The sequence below is a fragment of the Rufibacter sp. DG15C genome (assembly GCF_001577755.1).
Lineage (GTDB): Bacteria > Bacteroidota > Bacteroidia > Cytophagales > Hymenobacteraceae > Nibribacter.
The window spans coordinates 116913-139517 of the sequence record NZ_CP010776.1; the positions used below are offsets into that span (position 1 = coordinate 116913).

The following is a 22605-nucleotide window of genomic DNA, read 5'->3' on the forward strand; positions in this document are numbered from 1 at the left end:
ATTATACAATCTTAATACTATATTCGGTCTCTACTTCAACATTCAACTTAATGAACAGAATCAAAGAAGTACTAACCGAAAAAGGCATCAAGCAGACCTGGCTTGCCGAGCGAATCGGCAAGAGCTACAACATGGTCAACTCCTATGCCCAGAACAGGCAACAACCTCGGCTTGAGGTGCTGATGGATATAGCTGTGGCATTGGACATTGATGTTAAAGACCTTATAGTATCCAACAAAAAATCATAATGGAGATTAAGAAACCAGAACTATACAGTAGCTTATGAAAAGGCTGTGACGAGTTTAGGTGTGGAATGGACGTTTCGTAGCACAAAGACCATGTACTAACCTTGTTGCTTATTAAGCATAAATCTGACAAGTAAACAAGCAAAACCAATTGGTTGATTGAAACACCAGAAGGTGCCAGTTCCCAAGACAGAGTGTCACTGGAAGGCGACAAAGAGATAGGCTACAAAATACACAAGAAAATAATAAGCCACTGGTGATTGTGTCAGCCTAATTCAATGCAGATGATAAGCTTGGCAAGGTAAAAGCATTAAAAGATAATTATAATTTTCTATAAGACTAATGTTAATGAATAATGACCATTAACTATGGTAGCACTTTTTTCCAATAAACAAAGTATTTAAGATAACAATGGTTGCAAGAAAAGAAAGGTTAAAAGAACTAATTGACAAATATAAATTATTTAAATCGGAAGGTAGGTTAGATATAACGTCAGAAGAAACAATACGAACATGGATTAATGAGTTACTTATAATATTTGGATGGGATGTAAAAGACACATCCCAAATACTTCAAGAGAAGGTCCTTTCTCGAGATGAAAAAGAAAAACTTGTCGGCATTGGATCAACCTATACAAGACCAGATTACACTTTTAAGACAGGTGACATAAAACTCACTTTTTTGGATGCTAAAGGTCTAAACGTCGATTTATTCGACAATAAAGATGCGGCATTCCAAATTAAATCCTACGGGTGGTCAATCATGGCTCCTTGTGCATATATAACCAATTTTGAAGAATTTGTTATATATGACTGTACTTACATACCTAATAAGGAACAACCTGCAAACTTTGGGAGAATATACTTTGCATTAGATGAATACTTAGACAATTTCGAAGCTTTAGAATTACATTTATTAAGAAAGAACATTGTATCAGGTTTATTAATTGAGAAATATTCTAACACACTAAAAGCAGAGAGTTCAATTAGAAAGCTTTCTCCTGATTTTGAATTCGCTGAACAACTGTCAACTTTCAGGCTTGTACTTGCAACAGATATATTAAAACTAAACACGAAGTTATTAAATAGTAATTCTGAGCTACTTTCATATTTAACTCAAGTAATAATTAACAGAATACTGTTTATTAGAATATGCGAAGCCAGGAAGATTGAAAAAGACGGTTTACTCTTAGAGTATAAAGATTCTGGGTTTTGGCAAAAGTTCAAAGATTCCTCATATAATACATTCTATGACCATTATGATGGTCCTCTGTTTGACAGAATAAAGCTTCTACAAGATATTAATGTATCTGATGATGTATTTACCCACTTAATTGATGCATTATACTATCCCTCACCATATAGATTCGATGTCATACAAACCAAATTACTTTCGGACATATACGAGATTTTTTTATCTAAAAAATTAGTTATAGAGGGCAACAAGCTTAAAGAGAAGCTAAAGCTCGAGTATATAAAAACAAATGGTGCTGTCAGCACCCCTCAGTATTTGGTAGATGATTTAATAAAAAGGACAATTATAGGTAAAGAAATTTCATCTTATGGACTTGAAGGCATCTTAAATACCAAAGTATTAGACTTTGCTTGTGGGAGTGGCATATTTATAATCCAGATTTATGAATATTTGCAAAACCTATTTATTGAGTGTTACCTAAGGAATCCTGACCCATTATTTGCTAATCTATTCTTTAATGATGGCGCACAAACTACACTTACATTAGAAGGAAAAAGACAATTAATTTCCAACTGTATTCATGGTATAGATATAGATCCAGAAGCAGTAGAAGTTGCAAGAATGTCATTATCATTGAAAGTAATAGATAGCTTTGAATTCCATGAGAACTATACTGATATAGGAATCTATGGAAAACAAATCTTAAATAATGTAGGTAGTAATATCAAATGCGGGAATGCTCTGGTTCAAAATGATATACTATATAGATATCCAAAAATTTCAAGTGATGAGGATCAACTTATAAAAACTAATCCGTTTGACTGGAATAGCCTTGACGGTTTCAAAGGTATATTTGACTTAAAAAATGGATTTGATTATATACTTAGCAATCCTCCATATGTAGCCGTAACAACATATAAAGCCGAGTACCCTTTAATGCATCAATACATTAAAAGCACTTATGACTCAACAACTAATGGAAAGGTCGATTTGTCGGTTGCGTTTATAGAAAAAGCTATTTCATTATTAAACAGCAAGGGTAAATTAGGTTTGATAATCCAAAAGCGATTTTTCAAAACTGATTATGGGAAAAAAATCAGAGAATTTATAACCTCTAATAAATTGCTAAATCAAGTAATCGACTTTACATCTACTGAAATATTCAAAAATAGAATCACATATATCGCATCAATCATACTCGATAATTCAAAAAAAGACACAATAATTTTTCATAAAGTAGCTATTTCCCCTAACAAGACAAGAGCGTACTTAGAAAATTTGCCTGTTTATGAAAACAACAGAAAAGATTTTACTGCGATTCCTGCTTTAGCAATAAATAAAAACCCATGGAATTTTGATGATGAAGAGTTGCTAAAAGTCAATGCAGAATTATTAATTAAGCACGGATCATTTGGCAACTTTGCAAAAGTTCGAGTTGGCATTCAAGTATTATGGGATAGAGCATATCATATTAAAGTAAAGACAATTAATGATGATGGAACGTTAACGGGAGACACTCATATAGAGAAAGATATAACTCTCGAAATTGAAGCATGTCGTCCTTTGCTTGTAAATCAAAGGTTTTATCCATTCTGCCATGATACAACCAATACCTATGTTTTATTCCCTTATGATGTAATTGCAGGCTCAAGCATTCCGATTGAATTTAAAGATTACAATAAACGGTACCCATTAGCAGGCGGATACCTTCTAAGGAATAAAGCTCTAATCCGCAAATCTGTTGAAACGTTTGATGATAATGAAACCTGGCATTTGTTTACTCGAGCAAATAACCATCAAAGAACTTATCCGAAAGTTTTACTTCCAATGACTGCGAATGACACTTATGCGTCTATCACAAAGAATAATTTAAACTATTGTGATAACGCAAATATGTTCTACGCAGATTTACCCAATAAATCAGACGATTACTTATATGGCACAGCAGGTGTTATAAACTCAACTATATTCTCAGTTTGCGCAAGATTGATTGCTAATCCTCAGCAGAATGGATACTTTAAGTTTAACAAACAATTTTTGGAACCGATACCCTTCCCCAAAAAAGAGTTTGACAATAATCCAAATTTAGTTAAAGAAATTGCATTAATAAGCAAAGAAATAGAGGGTATTCAGAATCGTTATTTTTCATCTACTCCACGCCAGAAAATAATTTTAAAAACAAGCTTGGCAGAAAAATGGAATACTCTTGACAATAAAGTATATTTGTTGTACGATTTAAATAAGTCTCAAAAAGAATTTTTCTTTAAGAGAGGCAGAAATATTGACAGATTACTTATCTTAGATTAGGATGACTCACAAAGAAGTTATTAAGTTTTTACAACCTTTCGCTGATGATTTACAAATAGTAAATAAAATAATAATTGAAACTTATATTAATTTTAATAAAATTGATATAAAGCATAATAAACTTATACTATCATATATAAGTGGTAATAGCAAAAAGCTTATATACGATTTTACTGAGCTTGTAAAAGCTAAAAACAAGAAATTTGATTTCGATGACCTAATCCATTTATTTGAAACAACTGTCCCTGCAAAGGATTTAGTCGTAAACGGAGCAGTCTACACCCCAGATTTTATAAAGAAAAGGTTAGTAAAGGAATCAATTAAAGAGCTTAACATTGATGATGTCTTTAATTTGAAATTTGCTGACATCTCTTGTGGCTCAGGAGCATTTTTATATACTGTAGCAGAACAGTTATATCAACTAACAGGAAATAGCTTTGCAAGCATTTTCGACAGAAATATTTATGGCTTAGACATTTCAGATTATAGTGTAGAAAGAACGAAGGTATTGCTTTCTTTACTTGCTTTGAAAAATGGTGAGGACGAAGAAAGCTATAGTTTCAATTTATTTACTGGAAATGCTTTGGATTTCGACTGGAACCATCATGTTTCATATTTTAATGGCTTCGATGCAGTTGTAGGTAATCCTCCTTATGTCAGAGCTAAACATTTAGATCCAGAGACTAAGAAACATATGTCAAAATGGGAAGTAACAAAATCTGGGAATCCAGATTTGTATATTCCATTTTTTGAAATAGGATTACAAAATTTAAAACCAGACGGAATACTTAGCTACATTACAGTTAATACCTTTAAACGAAGCGTAAATGCTCGTAGTTTAAGGGAGTTTTTTAGTGTAAACAGCTTAGATGTTTCTATTTTAGACTTTGGCAATCAACAGATTTTTAAAAACAAATCAACTTATACATGTATCGTATACATTAAAAACAAAGTTGATTCTGATATAAAGTATAAAAAGGTAACTGTTGATGAGTTTAAAAAAGACAATGAATTTACATATGATAGAGTTAGTTATAGCATTTTAGACAATAAAAAAGGTTGGCTTTTAAGTGAACCGAATACGTTAATAAATATTCACAAGATTCAAACAGCAGGAACACCCTTGGGATGTAAGTTTTCAATTAAAAATGGTCTTGCCACATTAAGCAATGACGTTTTTATATTTAAACCTGTTAATGAAGATGAAAAATATTATTACCCAACCAACTGCACAAGCATTAAAATAGAAAAGGCTATTTGTAGAGACATTATAAAGCCTAATCGTCTTAAAAATGAGATAGATTTAATTTCAAATTTGGAAAAAATAATATTTCCTTACTATCCAATTGATTTTATAGATAGTAACGGCAATGATAAAGCACCAACGCCTATTGTTTTTGAAGAAAATTACTTTAAAAATACCTTTCCTTGTGCTTATGCTTATTTAGAAAAAAATAAGCCACTTCTCTTAAAACGTGATAAAGGTCGTGAGGGAGTTAAATATAAATGGTTTGAATTTGGCAGAACTCAAGCATTAGCAAATTTTGGTCGAAAGCTTTTGTTTCCATATATGTCAAACAAGCCTTATTTTGTTTTTACAAATACTACCAATCTCCTTTTCTATGCGGGTTATGCTGCATTTTCACATTCAGAAAGAGAGTTGCTCATTTTGCAAAAGATTTTAAAATCTAAAGTTTTTTGGTATTACATTCAGAAAACAAGTAAGCCATATACCAATGACTATTATGCCTTAGCTAAGAACTATGTGAAAGATTTCTCTATATGTAATTTAAGTATCGAAGAAGAAAACTTTCTTCTTGAGAGCAATAATCCTTATGAGATTGATGAATTAATGATGAGAAAATATGATGTAGCTATATAATATAGGTGCAGGTTATTATGCATAAGCGTCAAGATATACACAATTGCATTATCAGGTCTGTTTAAGTACTTGAACTTAAAGTCTATCAAACAAAAAGGAGAACCGGCCTGCGGCCGCGTTCTCCTTTTTGTTTCTAATCTATCCAACGCAGTTAGCTCTTCTTACAAAGTATCATTCTCATCATCGTCCTCAAAGAGATCGTCAATCTTTCCTCTTCTTAGTTTTGGATTTACATAGTCTTTGTGCGTAGGATTCTGCGCCAGAAATTCTTCGCTAAACCTTTTGTCCTCTGCACACCTATTAGCAAGTACTTCTTTCATTAAGTCAATTGCAGACACTGCCTTCTTCGGACCTTCACTCTTCTGCGAATTTTCTACGTCCTCTGATTCATCATTCATCTGATATATTATATTTTTATTTATATATCATGCATTGTAGATTCCATCGATATCTATAACAATCATTTCTATTGTCTATTGCCTCATTTTATACAAGTTAATGATATAATAAAGAATAGTTATTATAATTTATATTCATAATATTATTATATGTTTCCTTCTCGTGCATTGATAATAATTTAATTAGTGTACTAACGTAAGAGAGAATACTATATGATATATAGATTATTCTAAACTGATTAATCAATAAAATAATAAGAATTAATAATTATATAATTATATAAAACAAATATTGATTTTGGTGTAGAATGCATAGTTGACTATCAATGATAGGTTAACCCAAAAATCAATAAACCAATAAGTGAACAATGAAATTGAATTCTATATCCCAAATAATGTAGATATAAGAGAAATATTAAAGAAAGAGAGAAAAGGCAAAAGATACATTGAATGCCAGATAGACAAGTACCATTGGTTTCTGGACACCATCTACAAACAAAGTATCCTAAATAAAAAATATGAGTTGGGTGACTTCATTCCTTTACAAAACAAGAAACTGGAAGAAGTCTTAGGGTCAAGGTATGTGCATCACATCAAAACCATTCTTCCAAAGCATGGAATCATTGAATGTGACCATGATTTCAAAGAAGGCATAAAGAGCCTGGGGTTTAGGCTTACAAAGGACTATCAGGTTAGGCATTACAGAATATTGAAGGACAGCAACTCTACCTTCATAAAGTCTCTACAGTCAAGGAATATCACAGCTATCGCTGAAATGGATGCCATCACCAAATACACCTATAACCAACTGGTTGATTTGGGTATCTACGCAGAAGAGGCTGCACAACATGTGGAGGACTGGTACACCCAAAATCTAACAGTAGAGAATCCAGTCCTTTTAAAAAAACTGTATAGAAAGAACAAAAAGCGCAGGAAAGCAGAGAGAATAGCAATCAAGAAAGGATACAATGCGCACTACCCAGACCTCACGTATGAGCAGATGCTCGACTTGATGAGAGACAGCTACCTGTATCAGATTAGGGCTATTAACGAGAAGCTATGGTTACCGCTTAGAGATGATAAATCTTTCAGAATACATACGTATCTGACAAATTCATGGTCTGAGCTGAGACAGTTCCTTTACCTTAAAAGCAATACAGACACACAGCTTGTTTCGCTTGATTGTAGCAATAGTCAGCCGTTCACTTTGGTTAAGATTCTCTTGGAGCATTGTAAGGGCATCGACCTATATGACAGCCCTCATACTGATGTCATCGACTACATAGAATTTGTGACCCAGGGCAAGCTATATCATTTCATGTGCGGTCAGCTTGGCATTACGGATTCAAAAGAAATCCTGAAGTTCAAAGAGAAGATGTTTGCCAACGTTTTCTACTCGTCAAACAAACATGGGTACTTCACAAAGGAAGCGATAGCTTTTAGAGAGCATTTCCCAACAGTTTACCAAGTCATCATGCAGGAGAAAAGAGGGTGTTTCAAACAGTTAAGCATCAAAATGCAAAGAGTGGAAACATCAGCGGTGATTGACATCGCTTTGACAACCCTCATGGAAAAATACGGTGAATCTGAATGGTTCAGCAGTATCCATGATTCTATCATCTGTTCAGAGGTATTTGAGGCAGAGGTACGTCAGTTGATGCTTGATGCTTATAATGAGGTAGTGGGTGTGTTTCCCCATATCAAGCCTGCTGAGAAGGTAAACAAGCTGAAACCAAGTGTAACTGTAGAGAGCAGCACTACTCTACCTGACAATACGCCATTAAACGTGCTTAGGAAGAGGTTTGAGGAACAGTTCGCATCTAAGCAATACAAAGACCAAATCGCTCGCAAAGACTGTCAGGAGGCTCTTAAATCAAGTACAGGAAAAAAGACTAATGGACTCGGTATTGATTGGTAATGTCTTTCTAAATCCAAAGAAGTAATATGTCTTGACCTTTGTGTTAAGACATGATAGAGTTGTTCGTCCATTTAAACGAAGAGGGTGCTACTATATAAGTAGCACCCTCTTCGTTTAAAATCAATCATGGCAAACAGATTTCATATGGTTTTAGGAGTAAGTCCTCGTGGTCTATTCTCCAAAATTCCCTTCCTCGAGGCTCTTCCATAGCCTGTCTTCGATAAAATCCTCTGCTTGGTCAATCAGCAGCCTGACGTCCTCCATGGGATTGGCTATCTCAGTTCGGAACTGGTCTGACGTCAAAGCGAAGTATAAGCCGAAAGCAATGCGTGGACATTGCTGTTCGTGTGAAAGACTTCCTATAAAGTCATCAAGGTGTGCATTTACGTCTTCCTCCGTGAATCTTGGCATTTCTCAGTTTTTAACTTTTGGGAGCCAAGCCGCTCGGCTGATGCTCTGATTCTATATATCAGATACAGTGCTGCCCTTCAAGTAGATTCATTCTAACTCGTCATAAGAATGTAAAGAGAGTTGACGTTCATGGTCCATAAATTAATGGGATGTTAACATCGGAAAGACTGATGTTTAGCGAACGGGAAACCAGACTATAGACTCATGGCGCAACTACTATCTTTCATTTTGCTTTTGTTTGTAATAGATGGGCTGGCCGCAAGGCCAGCCGGATGGCTCCAAAAGGAATTGTTGACTGCTAACACTGGTAAAGATGCCGCATATCTAAACCAGGTAGAGCGTGAGACCCTTATGTACTTGAATCTGGCTCGGCTATATCCGAAACGGTTTGTGGAGTTAGAACTCGCCCATTACTGGGGAAACGACAAGCATGGAAACTTCCTTACTAACTCATCTTACAAGGAATCACTGATAAAGGAGATGAGTAGTATGCAACCAGTTCAGGCATTTTATCCTGACAGAGTCATGAGTGCCAGTGCCAGGTGCTTCGCATTAGAGAAAGAGCGGATTGGTGGTAGGACTCATGAACGATTAAGCTGTAAAACTGACCGATTCGCTGAGTGTATTAGTTTTGGCATGGACAATGGCAGAGAGATTGCTCTACAGCTACTCATCGACCATTTGGTTCCAAGTCTCGGTCATAGGTGGCTTTGCTTAAATAGCGACATCAATAAGGTAGGTCTTGGGTTCGCAAAGCACAAGACAGCGGGGGTATCCTTGGTACTTGAAATGGATTTCTACTACACCCAGTAATTAGCTTCTGTTTACAACCTTCGAAAGCGTATTCAACTCTCTATACTGATTTGGAAGAACATTTTGTATTAACTTCACATTATCCCAATCATTAAAAATATGCAAAACCTCCTATCAAGGTTACATAGGAAAGCAAATCCTTATTATCTACCACTAATTATATTTACCACTGGTTTTTACGCTATTTATATTTTAATGATAGCTAATAAAAAACCTAAACCTTTAACGTTGGTACCTGCTTTTGGCTTATTATTCGCAGTGTTTCAGGTAATTCTAAATATAACTATCCAAGATTCCAGAAACAGATCTGTCCTTAGGCAAACAGAATACAAAAATAGACAAGCTTTAGCATAAATCTAAAATCACCCTTTGCAGGTAGTGTTATAACCATTATTCAAAGCCCTCTAATAAGTCCTTCGTCTTGTCACCTCTTACCAACTCTTGCATCACTTTGATACTTCTGTTAGCACCCTGAGTATTAGTCTTAGCGCATAGTGTATACATAATCTCTAATGCCTGTCTATCTACTCCGAAAGTGTATGATGCAGTAGTACCTTCACTGTAGAATAATACGGTTACGGTATTACCGTTATTACCTACATCCCAACTTTCAGCTTTAGAGTTTAACCCTTCTCTTATCTGCTCTATAAGCTCTTCTTCTGTGGTAGCGTTATTCATAAAACAAGGATGTCTAAAAATAATGTGCTGTACGTTTACGACACAGATAGTAAATATTTACGACACAAATCTATCTACACCACAAAAAAAACCGCTTCTAAATTAATAGAAGCGGTTTTTCATTTACAAAAGCGTGATCCCGCTGGGATTCGAACCCAGGACCCATACATTAAAAGTGTATTGCTCTACCAGCTGAGCTACAGAATCAGAAATTTAAAGGTGGTAAAAAAGCCTTTCCGGGGTTGAAGCCGGAAAGGCTTTGTGTAATCAAGTGATCCCGCTGGGATTCGAACCCAGGACCCATACATTAAAAGTGTATTGCTCTACCAGCTGAGCTACAGAATCTTTTACTACCTTTGCTTACTAGGGCGTTCCCCCGTATTGCGATGCAAAAGTAAAAGCCCTTTCTCTAAATGCCAAACTTTTCCCGTAAATTCTGTAGTGTTTTTTGCGCCGCGTGGCTAGGATTATCCCAATTGGTTATGGGTCAATCTACTACGGCGCAACTCACCCAGGCAGATTCTCTCTACGCCAAGCACCAATACACCCAGGCCTACACCATTTACGAGCAATTGCTCACCCAGCAGAAGGTCTACACGCCCCAGATGCTCCTCAAGATGGCCTACATTCAGGAGGGATTGCAGAACTATACGCAGTCCATGTACTACCTGCAACTCTTCTACAGCAAGCAACCCAGCCGGTCCATCTTACGCAAAATGGAGGAAGTAGGCCTGCAACAACACCTGCAAGGCTACGCCTACACGGACCTGGACTTCTTTAAAACCCAGTTCCATAAATACTATGACAACATTCTGGAACTGCTGCTCATAGGTGCAGTCATTTTTCTGACGCTGTTGGTGCTCCGCTGGCTTAAGAAGAAGACTATCCCCAAGCAAACGCAAGGCACGTTTCTGGTGTACCTGGCCGTTATCTTTTTTTACGCCAACTTCCTAACCCTTGGTCAGCAGGGCCTAATCCTGAACCCGAACGTACCCATCATGACGGCGCCCTCGGCTGGCGCGGGCTTGGTGACTACTGCCGGAGTGGGCCATCGTGTGAACATTGTGGGCGAGCAGGACATCTGGTACCGCATTGAATGGAAAGACCAGACCGCCTACATCAGAAAGTACAACCTGCTATTGCTCCCTCAACCGCTTAGCGTGCAGAAATTGTTTTAGGCAGCAGCATGGCTTGGCGTTTTTGGTCTGATTCTCAGAAAACAGGCCAAAAACGATATTCCTATTACTTAAACGGCGAATTAGGCTCTTTTTTCATTTTATTGTACACCAGCTTGTCAGTCAGGCCCGGGAAGAATTTGCCTAAGAGCACGGCCAGTTTGCCTTGCGTGGTCATGACAATGTCGCGTTGGCGTTTGCGGGTGGCGTATAGGATGCGGTCGGCTACTTCCTCTGAGGTCATCATCTTGTCTTCGTCCCGAGGTGATTCTCCTTGCTGGCTACCGTCTGCGGCTAGGGCGGTGTTTCTGATGTTAGACGCCGTGAACCCCGGACACGCCACCATCACGTGAATGCCCTGGTGCAGAGTCTCGGTGCGTAAAGCGCCCAGGAAACCTTGCATGGCAAACTTAGAGGCAGAATAACCAGTACGGCCTGGCAAGCCTTGGTAGCCGGCAATGGAAGAAACGCCGATAATAGAGCCTTTGCTTTCGAGGATGTACGGCAAGGCAAACTTGGTGCAGTAGACAGTCCCCCAGAAGTTAATGTCCATGAGCTGCCGAATCACCTCTAACTCCACGTCCTGGAACAAGGCCCGCATGCTGATGCCGGCGTTGTTAAGCATCACGTCAATCCGGCCAAACTTGGCCACCGTCTGCTCAATCAAAGTACGGCAGTCTGCTTCGCTACTCACATCGCCGGGCACGGCCAGGTACTCAATATTGGCCGCGGCCAGCTCCTGCCCTACCTCGTCTAGCTTCTGGGCGTTTCTGCCGTTGATGACTATTTTCCCGCCGGCCCGTCCGAAGGCTAGTGCGCAGGCCCGTCCAATGCCCGAAGAGCCGCCGGTGATGATGATGACTTTGTTTTTCATGATTCTCTGGTAACGTAGGCAAGCGCCTTTACAAAACTACAAGAACTTTTGGCAATGCTAATCCTCCCCAGAACAGGGCCCTTCCGTTTTTAGCCTCTTTTCCGGGAAACAGCCCAAAACCGGAGGTGAGAAATTGAGAGGGCCATCCTCACATTTCTTCGTATTTTTGCGGCATCGTGAGAAAATTCAAGAAGAAGAAACATAAGTATAACATCATTCCCGAATTGCGCGTGGAAGAGATGGCCGCCGAGGGCAAGTGCCTGGCCCGGCATGACAACATGGTGGTGTTCATCTCGGGCGTGGCGCCCGGCGATGTGGTGGACGTGCGCGTGACCAAGGAACGCAAGAATTACCTGGAGGCCACGCCTATCCATTTCCATGCCTACTCAGAACAGCGTATTGAGCCTTTCTGCGAGCATTTTGGGGTGTGCGGCGGCTGTAAATGGCAACACATTGCCTATGACACCCAGTTGTTCTACAAGCAGAAGCAGGTGAATGACAACATTGAGCGCATCGGCAAGATTACTGGCTATGAGGTGTTGCCTATCCTGCCATCGGACCGGGTGAGTTTTTATAGGAACAAGCTGGAATATACGTTCTCTGGCAATTCCTGGCTGACCCAGGAGCAGATTAACAGCGGCCAGGAGTTTGAACGAAGAGCCCTGGGTTTCCACGTGCCATTGCGCTTTGACAAGATTGTAGACATTCAGCACTGCTATTTGCAACCGGCACCATCCAATGAGATTAGGCTGGCCGTGAAGCAATATGCGCTGGAGAACGACCTGCCGTTTTTTGACTTGGTCAAGCAGGAAGGGTTCTTGCGTAACCTCATCATCAGGACGGCCAACACGGGTGACCTGATGGTGATTGTGCAGGTTTTCCAGGACCAAATGGAATGGCTGCAACCGCTGCTGGACTTCTTGTTGCAGGCTTTCCCGCAGATTACGTCTCTGCAATACGTGGTTAACAGCAAGGGCAATGAGACCTTCCATGACCTGGACGTGATTTGCTACCACGGCGACCCGTACATCCATGAGCAGATGGAAGGCTTGCGCTTCAGAGTCGGGCCGAAGTCTTTTTACCAGACCAATTCTGAGCAGGCCTACAACCTGTACAAACTAACCCGCGATTTTGCCCTTTTAAGCGGCACTGAGACGGTGTATGACTTGTACACGGGGGCTGGCACCATCGCGAACTTCGTGGCCCGCTCAGCGGCGCAGGTGATAGGCATTGAGTATGTGGCCAGCGCCATTGAGGACGCTAAAATCAACTCGCAGATAAACGACATCACCAACACGCACTTCTATGCCGGTGATATGAAGGACGTCTTGAATCAGGAGCTGTTCATGAAGCATGGCCGTCCGGACGTCATCATCACCGACCCGCCGCGCGCCGGGATGCACCCAGACGTGGTGGCCAAGTTGATTGAGGTGAAAGCCAACCGCATCGTCTACGTAAGCTGTAACCCAGCTACCCAGGCCCGCGACCTGGAAATGCTTTCAGAAGCGTATGACGTAGTGAAGGTGCAACCAGTGGACATGTTCCCGCAGACCTACCATGTAGAGAGCGTGGCCCTGTTGGCTTTGAAAAGCTAAATACCAATTACCCGTTTTCGGCCTGCTTTGGACAAAACAGGCCGAAAACGGAAATACCTTGTAAACCATTTGGCACATGCATCGTGCTACTTGATATACGTTATTACTACTATCATGCAGAACGACCCAGAATTAAACGGCAAATACTTAGGCACCATCACCACAGATTTTGTGCAGGTGTCAGATACATTAAAGGAAGCCTCTTACCAGATTAGAAAGCGGGATATTTCTAAGTATCCCATCTTTGTCTTCTCTAGAGAAGTGACCAAGATTGGCGGCTTGTTGATTGAAGCGGCTGAGCGCAACCTGCAATGGAACGTGAATGCCTCCTTCTTAGAGGACTTCGTGAACCGCCAACTGGTGGCCGCAGACAAGATTGAGGAGTTCCAGCAAGCCTACCGCGATGCAGATGAGTACTGCTGTCTGTTTGTAGTAGACCGCGAGTTCATGAACTTCGTGTTTGTGCCGTATCCAGAGGATTAAATGAATATCCTCTTCATCTGTAGCAGAAATCAATGGCGAAGCCCCACTGCTGAAAAGATTTTTCAGGGCCACCAACATCATCAGTTTCGGTCAGCAGGCACCTCAGAAAGTGCTCGCATTAAAATATCCTCCAAACTTTTGGAATGGTCCGATTTGATTTTGGTGATGGAAAAAAAGCACAAGCAACAGCTAATTTCGAAGTATGGACCTGTAGCAAGGGAAAAACAAATTGAAGTTCTGGACATCCCAGATGATTATGTTTTCATGGATGAAGAACTAATTGAAATGCTACATACTTCAGTAACACCCTATCTGGAAGAACAATGCTAGATTTTTCTAAAAGGTTAGTCTAGTATAATTCTGAATAAGCTCAAAAGTATTAGGTTAAACACAAACAAGACGCCCAGCTTCTTTTGAAGCTGGGCGTCTTGTTTTATATGACTTTTAGTAATTCCTAAAACAGTTATTAGCTTATCGAATGTAGAGGTAGCTAATCACGACCATAAACAACAGAAACGAAGCAACCCCGCCCCATCTAATGCCCCAGCCCAGCGCCTTCATATTCTCACTAGTGGCTTTCTTTTGCAACAGCTTACCCAACACATAAGCGCTTACCACCAGTAGAATGAGCACCCAAGAATGGTTAATTAGATGAAACAGCAAAGTAGCCATGCCCAGTATTACAACAGTGCATACCAAGCCTAAAAGTAGAAATAGCGCTTTCACATTAGGCAAAATGATTCCAGCCTTGGGCTTTGATGGCGTGGGCGTTTCCGCTTGGCGTCACCAGATTCACCCCTTCAGAAGCGTCTGTGATTTTACCGATGATGGTGATGTCAGGGTGATTTTTGAGTTTGTCGTAGTCAGCAAGCTTGGCCGTGAAGAGCAGTTCATAGTCTTCGCCGCCGTTCATGATGCACGTTACCGGGTCAATCTTGAATTCCTCGGCGGTGTCTAAGGTCTGCTGGTCCACGGGCAGTTTGTCCTGGAAAACGGCCGCTCCTACCCTACTCTGTGAACAGATATGCAACAGCTCAGAGCCCAGCCCGTCAGAAATGTCAATCATAGACGTGGGGTGAACGCCCAATTCCTTCAGTTCATGAATCACGTCCATGCGGGCCTCGGGGCGCAATTGACGACCTACCACGTAGTCTTTGCCCTCTAATTCTGGCTGTGTTTCTGGGTCCGCTAAGAACGCTTGTTTCTCGCGCTCCAACAACTGCAGGCCTAAGTAAGCGCCGCCTAAGTCGCCGGTCACACAGATGAGGTCGTTTACTTGGGCCGTGCTGCGCAGAACGGCTTTTCCTTTCTCTACTTCGCCTAAGGCGGTTACGCTAATCACCAAACCAGACCGCGATGAGGTAGTGTCTCCGCCCACCAGGTCCACTTTGTAGTTTTCGCAGGCTAGGCGCATGCCTTCATAGAGTTCTTCCATGGCCTCTACCGTGTAGCGCGCACTGATGGCCAGGCTTACCACAATCTGCGTGGGAATGGCGTTCATGGCGGCAATGTCAGAGACATTTACGGCCACGGCTTTGTAGCCTAGGTGCTTGAGCGGGCAGAAGGTCAAATCAAAGTGCACGTTCTCAATGAGCATGTCCGTGGAAATGACAATTTGCTTCTGACCAGGCTCAATGATGGCGGCGTCATCGCCAATGCCCAAAACTGTAGATGGGTTTTGGAGCTCCACGTGCTCTTGCAGTCTTCTAATCAGGCCAAACTCGCCGAGGCTATCTAAGGAGGTATATTCAGACATAGGGTATATTTTCTAGGTATTTATACGATTCACGCCTTCATGCCAAATCTGGCTTTGCGGCGTTTTCGGGCTCTTTTCTGGAAAACAGCCCGAAAACGCAAAGATAGCTTTTTTGTTGGGGCTTGCCATTTCACAGGTAAAGGCTGTATATTAAACTTTTATTTGCTAACGAGCGTTAGCTTTTATAGATTTGATGCTCATCATCCCTTGTACTATGTCGCGTAAAGAACAAATAGACCAAGTTGCCACCTCGCTTTTCAGAAGCAGAGGTTTTGCCGCCACCACCATGCGTGACCTGGCGTTGGAACTGGGCATTGAGGCCGGAAGTTTGTATTCGCACATCAAGTCCAAAGAAGATATCCTGCAGCGCGTGTGCTTTAGAATGGCAGATGCGTTTGTAGCGGCTTTTGAGCAGGTCCAGAACCAGGCAGTTCCAGCCTCTGAGAAACTGCAGCTGGCCGTAGCCGCTCACGTTCGGGTCTTGACCCAGAACCCTGAGGCGGCGGGCGTGTTCTTGAATGAGTGGAAACACCTGAGCGAGCCTACCTTGAGCAAATTCAGTCAGATGCGCCACCGCTACGAAGAGGGCTTCAGGGAGATTGTGAGAGAGGGCATCGCCAATGGCGAGTTCAGGGTCACTGATGAGAAATTTGTGGTACTGACTTTGCTCTCCAGCTTGAACTGGCTGCACACTTGGTACAAGCCAGAAGGGAAAATGAACCCCGACCAGATAGCCGATTACCTGTCTAATCTGCTCTTGAACGGATTACTAAACACAGAATTACACGCGCAAAACGCATAAGGCAATACTCTAAATAAGAATATTATGTACGGAGGAGGAAACGTTTTTGAGGCCACCAAGTTTGATGACCTTCAGCAGGAAGACCCGGTGTTGTTGGCAGAGTTTGAAGCCCGCATAGCCCGTGGTGAGAAAATTGAGCCCAACGACTGGATGCCCCAATTATACCGCAAGCAATTGGTGCGTATGATTGAACAGCACGCCCACTCTGAAATCATCGGCGCCTTGCCAGAAGGCACTTGGATTACCCGTGCCCCGGGCTTCAGGCGCAAGCTGGCCCAGATGGCCAAGGTGCAGGACGAAGTGGGCCACGCCCAACTCTTGTACAGCGCCGCCGAGACCCTTGGCAAGACGCGTGAGCAAATGCTGACCGACCTCATCAACGGTAAAAGCAAATACTCCAACGTATTCAACTACCCGGCCTTTACCTGGGCAGACTCTAATATCATTTCCTGGCTGATTGACGCTGGTGCCATTGTCAACCAAATGGCCAACGCCAAAGGAAGCTACGGCCCCTATTGCCGTGCCCTGGACAGAATCTGCGCCGAGGAAGCTTTCCACTTAAAATACGGTCATGACGCTGTGGTGCACATGGCCACAGGGTCACCAGTACAGCGTCAGATGATTCAGGAGGCCTTGAATCGTTGGTGGCCGCCTATTATGACGTTCTTCGGACCGAGTGACAAGATGAGTACCCACACCGAGACCCTGATGCGCTGGAAAGTGAAAATGGCCTCTAATGATGCCTGCCGTCAACAGTTCTTAGACATGTACGTCCCTAAGATTTGGGAACTGGGCTTAACCGTTCCAGATGCTAAATTGCGCAAAAACGAAGAAGGCGTTTGGGAATACACGGAGCCAGACTGGGACGAATTTAAACGCGTGATTAACGGAGACGGCCCTTGCAACGCAGAGCGCCTGGCCGTTCGCCGTACCGCCGAAGAGCGTGGTGCATGGGTAAGACGCGCGCTGTTGTCGCCGAAGGCTTCTTACGTGAGACCTCTGGCTTAAGCGCCAGAGGCGCTAGTCCTGAGTTCTGAGTCTTGAGTCACGAGTCGTGGTTTGAGATTTAGCAGTAAGGACTAGCGCCTTTTTTCTCCTTCTCAAATTAAATTTCACTCCTTCTGACTCAGGACTCTAGACTCAGAACTCAGGACTAAAAAAATGTCTCTAGACACAGAACACATCCACTCGCTTGACCCGCGCGTCACCCGCCTGCACATTGAGGCCGAGGCTGAACAAGAGCAGAAACCGCAATTAGACCAACTGGAAACCTATGAGGTCTTCCATCAGCAGAAAGAAGGCAAAGCCTTTACCTACGCTGGTCCGGTTCATGGTGCCAATGAAGAGATTGCCTTTTTGTTCGGGAAAGAGCAATACAGCCGTCGGGCGGCCTGCACCGGTATGTGGATTGTCAAAACCCAGCGTGTGTTTGTGACCCCGTATGTGGATGACAACACGTCTTTCTATGACACCTTACAGGAACTAACGGCTAAGCCAGAAGACGCTGAGCAGACCTATGAAATCTTCCATTTGAAGAAGCGTGGCAAAGCGCACGCGCATGCCGGCACTGTGAGTGCCCGCTCTTATGAGCACGCCCTGCAAGTAGCCAAGCAGACCTTGAATACACCTCCGGTAGTAAACGTATGGGTGGTGGCCAGCCAGGATGTTCTGCGCGAAGAGCAGGAGAAAGACATCTGGCTCACCACGCCAGAGAAGAAGTACCGCGAAGCCACTGCGTATCGCGTGCAAGACAAGATTGACCGTTTCAAAGCCGAAAGACAAGCCCAATAAGCCATGCAGGACCTAGCCATCAAAGACCTTTTATACAAGCTAGCCGATGACCAGTTGATTCTGGGACACCGCAATTCTGAGTGGACCGGCATGGGCCCTATGCTGGAAGAAGACATCGCCTTCTCCTCCATGGCCCAGGACAAGTTAGGCCACAGCCTGGCGTTTTACACCTTGTTGCATGAACTAGGCGAAGGAGAGCCAGACACCGTGGCGTTCATGCGCAACGCTGACCAGTTCCACAACTGCCAGCTCACCGAACTACCTATTGGCGAGTATGACTTCAGCTTGATTAGACACTTCCTGTTTGACAACGCCGAGTCGTTGCGTTTTGAGTCCTTGAGCCAATCCAGCCATGAAGGAATCGCTAGAATTGCCACCAAGCTCAAAGGCGAAGTAAAGTACCACGTGTTGCACGGCAATACCATGGTCAAGCAACTAGGCTCCGCCACGGAGGAAAGCATCTCGCGCATGCAACAGGCCTTGGATTACGCACTTCCATTTGCTCTAGGCATTTTTGAGCCATCCAAATATGAACAGGAACTGATTGACGCCGGCGTGTATGTAGGCGAAGCCGCTATCCAAGCAGAATGGGAAAACCGAATTTCGGCTGTTTTGGCCAAAACAAGCCTAAAACTACCTGACTTGGCCAGCATCACGCCCGTGTACGGTGGCCGTTACGGACAGCATACAGAGCACTTACAGCCACTCCTAGATGAAATGGCCGAAGTCTTCAAACTAGACCCAACCGCTGAGTGGTAAGATTTGATTGTTAATTGTTGATTGCTGATTGTTTACACAGCATACACCATGAAAAATAGAAAGTCGTTTTTGGCCTACTTTTGTGAAAACAAGCCAAAAACGACTTTTTGCTTTTCTATATAAATTAGTAATCACTTGTAAAAGTCTTCGAACGGCAATCAACTTGTCATGAATACTTGGAAGAAATTAATTTAGATAACCCGTTAGAAAAAATGTCTTTTGAAGACTTGGTAGTAGAATGTTGTATCTGTGGCAATGGCTTGCCATATAATGATTCTATTTTAGTCTCAATATGTTTACCCAGCAACACAAGTGAAACACAAGGTTTGTTTGTTCACAAAGAGTGTTTAAATAAAACTTTACATAAGACTATACCAAGGCTTTTTGACGAACTTTCTGATTCATAAAAATTCAACCTACTACGCCTAGATAAATCACCCATCAAAATTCATCGCATTCCCAAAAAGAACGAATTAAAGTCAAATCCATCAATTTTCAGCATCATTTCTACCTTATCGTTGTTATCCTTTTGTACTGAGAATCAAGCATAACAATTAACAACCAGCAATTACTATGCAGACCGTTGAGCAAATCCGTGAGTTTTTAGAGGAGGTGAAAGACCCAGAGATTCCTGTGTTGTCTTTAAACGACTTGGGCGTGATTACCGGGATTGAGCTCAAAGAGAACGGTTTTGTAACGGTACGCATGACTCCTACGTTTGCAGGGTGTCCGGCCATGGACTACATGCGGGCAGAAGTAGAGCGGTCGTTGCGCAAGCACGGTGTGGAGGCGTTTGAAGTGGTGATGAGTTTTGACGAGCCCTGGAATTCCAACAAGCTGAGTGAGAAGGGACGACAGGCCTTGAAGGACTTCGGGTTGGCACCGCCCCAGCCGTACCAAGGCATTTTGGACTTGGAGATTCTGGAGTATGCTACGTGTCCCAACTGTCAAAGCCAAAACACCGAGATGCGCACGCCCTTCGGCCCTACCCTTTGTCGGTCCATGCATTACTGTAATGATTGCCGACAGATGTTTGAGCAGTTTAAGCCCTTGTAACCCCCAACTATGAAAAAATACTTACACCTGTGTGCCTTCGGATTGTTGTTAGGTGCCGCCAGTTGTTCTAAAGACTCGGGAAAGAGCGGTCCTTTGGCCCGTCCTATCTCAGATGAGGATCTAAGGACGCAATTGATTACCCTATCAGACACGCTCACCGGCAAATGGAACGTGATGTACACCAGTGACAGCACCAAGATTGAAGAGATGGAAGAAATGCTGGCGGCCATGCCGCCGGCCGTTTTACCTCCTGCCCAGCGCGCCGATTTGCAGAAAGCCATCAAGCGGCTTTCATCCTTGCGCTATGACCGCAAGACCATGAGTAACTCAGACATGATTGATGCTTATGACATGGCGCATGACTCTGTATACAAAGCCTTGTTCGCGTTTTTACCTGAAGCCGGGTCAACTGGCATTCCAAGGGTAGACTCTTTGAAGACCGAAATACAGGCGCACCACAATGAAGTGGTCATGTACCGTAGCCGCTATGACGTGACGGCCAAGGAAATGAACACGCTTATTAGAAGATACCGCAAGCGCCTTCCGCGTTTGGGCAAGCCGTATGACACCTTGCAACCAGCGCCATTGTTTCAGTGGGTAGACAACAGCAAACCTGATTCAGAAACCACCGAAGAGGAATAAAATCATGATCTATAAAAACAGAAAGGCCTCCTTGTACAAGGAGGCCTTTCTGTTTTGGGTTATTTTCCAGGAATCAGGCTAAAAACGCCTACCCCAGCTTTTTCATTTCGTCCTTTACAAAGTCTACCAGCGTCTGGATATACTCGCTGGAAAAGTCAAAGCGGATACCGGCAGCGGCGTAGATCTCCCCAATGGTAGCGGTATAGCCCAGGCTGAGGGCTTTCTTGTAGCCTTCCAGCGCGGCGGCGGGCTCTTCTTTGTAGCGTTTCCAGACGGCAATGGCGCCCAGTTGGGCCATGGCGTACTCAATGTAATAGAACGGAACCTCGTAGAGATGCAACTGCTTCTGCCAGATGTACGGCTTCAAATGCTCCAATCCAGACCAGTCTACTTCATGCAGGTTGAACTGTTCAAAGATGCGAACCCAGTTGTCATGACGCTCTTCTACGGTGTGGTCAGGGTTTTCATAAATCCAGTGCTGGAATTTGTCAATGGTGGCCACCCACGGGAAGGTCTCCAACACGCCTTCTAAATGCTGACGTTTGGCGCGCACCAAATCCTCCCGGTTCGGGAAGAAGATGTCCCAGTGGTCCAGTGTAATCAGCTCCATAGACATAGACGCCAGCTCCGCCACCTCAGAAGGTGGGTGCTTGGCACTGTTCAAGGGCAAATCACGGGTCAGGAAGGAATGCACCGCGTGACCGCCTTCATGTAACAAGGTCACCACATCGCGCAGCGACGAGGTAGCGTTCATGAAGATGAACGGCACGCCAATTTCATCCAATGGATAATTATAACCGCCTGGTGCTTTGCCTTTGCGTGACTCCAAATCTAGGTGGCCCATTTCGCGCATGGTCACCAGGCAGTCACCTAAGAAGGTATCTAAGCGGTAGAAACAGTCAATGGTTTTCTCCAGCAGTTCCTCGCCTGTCTTGAACGGCTCCAAGGGAGGCAACATGCTCGGGTCCACGTCCATGTCCCAAGGGCGCAACGTATCCAGCCTCAGCTTCTCTTTATGCTCCTTGTCAATCTGACGCGTAACCGGCACTACCTGCTCCTGAATAGCTTTATGGAAAGCGTAGGTGTCTTCAGGACGATAGTCAAAACGGCCTAAGGCCGCAAACATGTAGTCCCTAAAGTTGTCAAAACCCGCGTTCTTAGCCACCTGGTTGCGCAAGCCCACCAGTTCGGTGAACAGGTCATCCAGTTTGTCTTTGTCCTGCAAACGGCGTTCCTGAATGGCTCTGTAGGCTTCTTCGCGCACGGCGCGGTCGGTTTGCTTGAGGCGGTCAGAGGCCCGTTGCAGGGTCATTTCTTCGCCATCCAGCGTTACCATCATGGCCCCGGCAATAGTGCCGTACTGCTGTGACTTGGTGCTTATCTCCGTTTGTAATGGAATGTTCTCCTCCCTGAACAACTCAATGGCTCTACGAACACCGCGCAGGTAGATGAAGTATTGCTTCTGGTCTAACTGGTCAGCATACGGAGACGCCACCAACTTGCGGTTGAAGGCATCATCATAGGGAGAGGCCTTAGGCTCAATCTCTGTCACAAAGAACTGAAACGCTTCGGTGAGGGCTTCATCCTGGGTGTTGCAGGTCATTTTGATGTAGCGCCACGCCAGGTTCTCTGACAGCACGCTTTCCAGCTCACTGCGGTCAGAAATCCACTTCTCCAGCTCGGCCAGAGAGTTCACCGGACGGTTCTTCAGTTCCTCAAAGATAGGTTCCAATGAAGCCCAATCAGAGACCTCAAACTCTGCCGGCATGTACAAGCGCGGTTTCCGTTCTGGCAATGTGAGCGTTTTGGGGGTATTTTCCATAAAA

21 protein-coding genes and 2 tRNA genes are annotated in these 22605 nt (G+C 43.3%); 15 read left to right on the forward strand and 8 right to left on the reverse strand.

From position 1 onward, the window contains the following. Window positions 1–50 precede the first annotated feature (50 nt). The 3 genes from TH61_RS00550 (at window position 51) to TH61_RS00560 (ending at window position 5628) form a co-directional block, all read left to right on the forward strand. Entirely contained in the window at window positions 51–248 is a 198-nt protein-coding gene (locus TH61_RS00550) for a helix-turn-helix domain-containing protein (RefSeq protein WP_066504504.1), read from the forward strand. 408 nt (window positions 249–656) lie between these two features. Further along, window positions 657–3746 (forward strand): N-6 DNA methylase, encoded by a 3090-nt coding sequence (locus TH61_RS00555; RefSeq protein ID WP_066504509.1) that lies wholly within the window; start codon window positions 657–659, stop codon window positions 3744–3746. Window position 3747: 1 nt separating this feature from the next. Next, complete coding sequence (locus TH61_RS00560; RefSeq protein WP_066504510.1) at window positions 3748–5628, forward strand: N-6 DNA methylase; 1881 nt, start codon at window positions 3748–3750, stop codon at window positions 5626–5628. A gap of 161 nt (window positions 5629–5789) precedes the next feature. Here the strand turns inward: TH61_RS00560 and TH61_RS00565 are convergent, their stop codons facing one another. Further along, window positions 5790–6026, reverse strand: a complete 237-nt coding sequence (locus tag TH61_RS00565; RefSeq protein ID WP_066504511.1) for a hypothetical protein — start codon at window positions 6024–6026, stop codon at window positions 5790–5792. 361 nt (window positions 6027–6387) lie between these two features. On the opposite strand from TH61_RS00565, the gene TH61_RS00570 reads away from it, so the two are divergent. Together TH61_RS00570 and TH61_RS00580 are read left to right on the forward strand one after the other, a co-directional pair. Further along, the gene (locus tag TH61_RS00570) at window positions 6388–7944 is read left to right on the forward strand and encodes a hypothetical protein (protein ID WP_066504512.1); all 1557 of its coding nucleotides are present in this window, start codon (window positions 6388–6390) and stop codon (window positions 7942–7944) included. 615 nt (window positions 7945–8559) lie between these two features. After that, complete coding sequence (locus TH61_RS00580) at window positions 8560–9168, forward strand: hypothetical protein (RefSeq protein ID WP_066504517.1); 609 nt, start codon at window positions 8560–8562, stop codon at window positions 9166–9168. 390 nt (window positions 9169–9558) lie between these two features. Here TH61_RS00580 and TH61_RS00590 read toward each other — a convergent pair whose 3' ends face one another. The 3 genes from TH61_RS00590 to TH61_RS00600 all read right to left on the reverse strand — a co-directional run bounded on the left by TH61_RS00590 (window position 9559) and on the right by TH61_RS00600 (window position 10191). After that, window positions 9559–9846, reverse strand: a complete 288-nt coding sequence (locus tag TH61_RS00590) for a hypothetical protein (RefSeq protein ID WP_066504523.1) — start codon at window positions 9844–9846, stop codon at window positions 9559–9561. A gap of 134 nt (window positions 9847–9980) precedes the next feature. After that, window positions 9981–10053: transfer RNA gene (locus TH61_RS00595), tRNA-Lys, on the reverse strand. A 65-nt stretch (window positions 10054–10118) separates the two neighbouring features. Beyond that, a tRNA-Lys gene (locus TH61_RS00600) sits at window positions 10119–10191 on the reverse strand. Window positions 10192–10328: 137 nt separating this feature from the next. Between TH61_RS00600 and TH61_RS00605 the strand changes: the two genes are divergently transcribed. Further along, complete coding sequence (locus TH61_RS00605; protein ID WP_197464074.1) at window positions 10329–11024, forward strand: SH3 domain-containing protein; 696 nt, start codon at window positions 10329–10331, stop codon at window positions 11022–11024. Between the two features lie 64 nt (window positions 11025–11088). Here the strand turns inward: TH61_RS00605 and TH61_RS00610 are convergent, their stop codons facing one another. Continuing rightward, window positions 11089–11895, reverse strand: a complete 807-nt coding sequence (locus TH61_RS00610) for an SDR family oxidoreductase (RefSeq protein WP_066504529.1) — start codon at window positions 11893–11895, stop codon at window positions 11089–11091. A 176-nt stretch (window positions 11896–12071) separates the two neighbouring features. Between TH61_RS00610 and rlmD the strand changes: the two genes are divergently transcribed. The 3 genes from rlmD to TH61_RS00625 all read left to right on the forward strand — a co-directional run bounded on the left by rlmD (window position 12072) and on the right by TH61_RS00625 (window position 14303). Then, entirely contained in the window at window positions 12072–13490 is a 1419-nt protein-coding gene (rlmD, locus tag TH61_RS00615) for a 23S rRNA (uracil(1939)-C(5))-methyltransferase RlmD (protein ID WP_066504532.1), read from the forward strand. A 114-nt stretch (window positions 13491–13604) separates the two neighbouring features. Continuing rightward, window positions 13605–13973, forward strand: coding sequence for a hypothetical protein (locus TH61_RS00620; RefSeq protein WP_066512374.1), 369 nt, complete (start codon window positions 13605–13607; stop codon window positions 13971–13973). Further along, entirely contained in the window at window positions 13974–14303 is a 330-nt protein-coding gene (locus TH61_RS00625) for a low molecular weight protein tyrosine phosphatase family protein (protein ID WP_066504534.1), read from the forward strand. It abuts the gene before it with no gap. A gap of 141 nt (window positions 14304–14444) precedes the next feature. Here the strand turns inward: TH61_RS00625 and TH61_RS00630 are convergent, their stop codons facing one another. Continuing rightward, window positions 14445–14645: a hypothetical protein gene (locus TH61_RS00630; protein ID WP_157600460.1), complete on the reverse strand. Its 201-nt coding sequence runs from the start codon at window positions 14643–14645 to the stop codon at window positions 14445–14447. Between the two features lie 55 nt (window positions 14646–14700). Continuing rightward, window positions 14701–15729, reverse strand: coding sequence for a thiamine-phosphate kinase (gene thiL, locus TH61_RS00635; RefSeq protein WP_066504539.1), 1029 nt, complete (start codon window positions 15727–15729; stop codon window positions 14701–14703). Window positions 15730–15943: 214 nt separating this feature from the next. Here thiL and TH61_RS00640 point away from each other — a divergent pair, with 214 nt between their 5' ends. From TH61_RS00640 to TH61_RS00665, 6 genes are all read left to right on the forward strand, one after another. Continuing rightward, a complete protein-coding gene (locus TH61_RS00640) occupies window positions 15944–16531 on the forward strand; it encodes a TetR/AcrR family transcriptional regulator (protein ID WP_066512378.1) in 588 nt (195 codons plus the stop codon). 24 nt (window positions 16532–16555) lie between these two features. Continuing rightward, window positions 16556–17539, forward strand: coding sequence for a 1,2-phenylacetyl-CoA epoxidase subunit PaaA (paaA, locus tag TH61_RS00645; RefSeq protein ID WP_066504541.1), 984 nt, complete (start codon window positions 16556–16558; stop codon window positions 17537–17539). 153 nt (window positions 17540–17692) lie between these two features. Further along, a complete protein-coding gene (locus TH61_RS00650) occupies window positions 17693–18322 on the forward strand; it encodes a phenylacetic acid degradation b (RefSeq protein WP_066504544.1) in 630 nt (209 codons plus the stop codon). Window positions 18323–18325: 3 nt separating this feature from the next. Then, a complete protein-coding gene (gene paaC, locus TH61_RS00655; RefSeq protein WP_066504547.1) occupies window positions 18326–19081 on the forward strand; it encodes a 1,2-phenylacetyl-CoA epoxidase subunit PaaC in 756 nt (251 codons plus the stop codon). Between the two features lie 573 nt (window positions 19082–19654). Continuing rightward, window positions 19655–20137: a 1,2-phenylacetyl-CoA epoxidase subunit PaaD gene (gene paaD / locus TH61_RS00660; protein ID WP_066504550.1), complete on the forward strand. Its 483-nt coding sequence runs from the start codon at window positions 19655–19657 to the stop codon at window positions 20135–20137. Between the two features lie 9 nt (window positions 20138–20146). After that, window positions 20147–20779: a hypothetical protein gene (locus TH61_RS00665; protein ID WP_157600462.1), complete on the forward strand. Its 633-nt coding sequence runs from the start codon at window positions 20147–20149 to the stop codon at window positions 20777–20779. 88 nt (window positions 20780–20867) lie between these two features. On the opposite strand, the gene TH61_RS00670 is transcribed toward TH61_RS00665, so the two are convergent. After that, on the reverse strand, window positions 20868–22601 hold the full coding sequence (locus TH61_RS00670; RefSeq protein ID WP_066504555.1) for a M3 family oligoendopeptidase: 1734 nt from the start codon (window positions 22599–22601) through the stop codon (window positions 20868–20870). Window positions 22602–22605 lie beyond the last annotated feature (4 nt).

Bases quoted from the DNA above. Each gene is read 5' to 3' on its own strand.
- TH61_RS00605 (WP_197464074.1), top strand. From the start codon at position 10,329: ATGGGTCAATCTACTACGGCGCAACTCACCCAGGCAGATTCTCTCTAC.
- TH61_RS00590 (WP_066504523.1), bottom strand. From the start codon at position 9,846: ATGAATAACGCTACCACAGAAGAAGAGCTTATAGAGCAGATAAGAGAA.
- paaA (WP_066504541.1), top strand. From the start codon at position 16,556: ATGTACGGAGGAGGAAACGTTTTTGAGGCCACCAAGTTTGATGACCTT.
- TH61_RS00630 (WP_157600460.1), bottom strand. From the start codon at position 14,645: ATGGCTACTTTGCTGTTTCATCTAATTAACCATTCTTGGGTGCTCATT.
- TH61_RS00610 (WP_066504529.1), bottom strand. From the start codon at position 11,895: ATGAAAAACAAAGTCATCATCATCACCGGCGGCTCTTCGGGCATTGGA.
- TH61_RS00580 (WP_066504517.1), top strand. From the start codon at position 8,560: ATGGCGCAACTACTATCTTTCATTTTGCTTTTGTTTGTAATAGATGGG.
- TH61_RS00565 (WP_066504511.1), bottom strand. From the start codon at position 6,026: ATGAATGATGAATCAGAGGACGTAGAAAATTCGCAGAAGAGTGAAGGT.
- paaD (WP_066504550.1), top strand. From the start codon at position 19,655: ATGCAGACCGTTGAGCAAATCCGTGAGTTTTTAGAGGAGGTGAAAGAC.
- TH61_RS00555 (WP_066504509.1), top strand. From the start codon at position 657: ATGGTTGCAAGAAAAGAAAGGTTAAAAGAACTAATTGACAAATATAAA.
- TH61_RS00650 (WP_066504544.1), top strand. From the start codon at position 17,693: ATGTCTCTAGACACAGAACACATCCACTCGCTTGACCCGCGCGTCACC.
- TH61_RS00640 (WP_066512378.1), top strand. From the start codon at position 15,944: ATGTCGCGTAAAGAACAAATAGACCAAGTTGCCACCTCGCTTTTCAGA.
- TH61_RS00560 (WP_066504510.1), top strand. From the start codon at position 3,748: ATGACTCACAAAGAAGTTATTAAGTTTTTACAACCTTTCGCTGATGAT.
- TH61_RS00670 (WP_066504555.1), bottom strand. From the start codon at position 22,601: ATGGAAAATACCCCCAAAACGCTCACATTGCCAGAACGGAAACCGCGC.
- TH61_RS00625 (WP_066504534.1), top strand. From the start codon at position 13,974: ATGAATATCCTCTTCATCTGTAGCAGAAATCAATGGCGAAGCCCCACT.
- TH61_RS00665 (WP_157600462.1), top strand. From the start codon at position 20,147: ATGAAAAAATACTTACACCTGTGTGCCTTCGGATTGTTGTTAGGTGCC.
- TH61_RS00550 (WP_066504504.1), top strand. From the start codon at position 51: ATGAACAGAATCAAAGAAGTACTAACCGAAAAAGGCATCAAGCAGACC.
- paaC (WP_066504547.1), top strand. From the start codon at position 18,326: ATGCAGGACCTAGCCATCAAAGACCTTTTATACAAGCTAGCCGATGAC.
- thiL (WP_066504539.1), bottom strand. From the start codon at position 15,729: ATGTCTGAATATACCTCCTTAGATAGCCTCGGCGAGTTTGGCCTGATT.
- TH61_RS00620 (WP_066512374.1), top strand. From the start codon at position 13,605: ATGCAGAACGACCCAGAATTAAACGGCAAATACTTAGGCACCATCACC.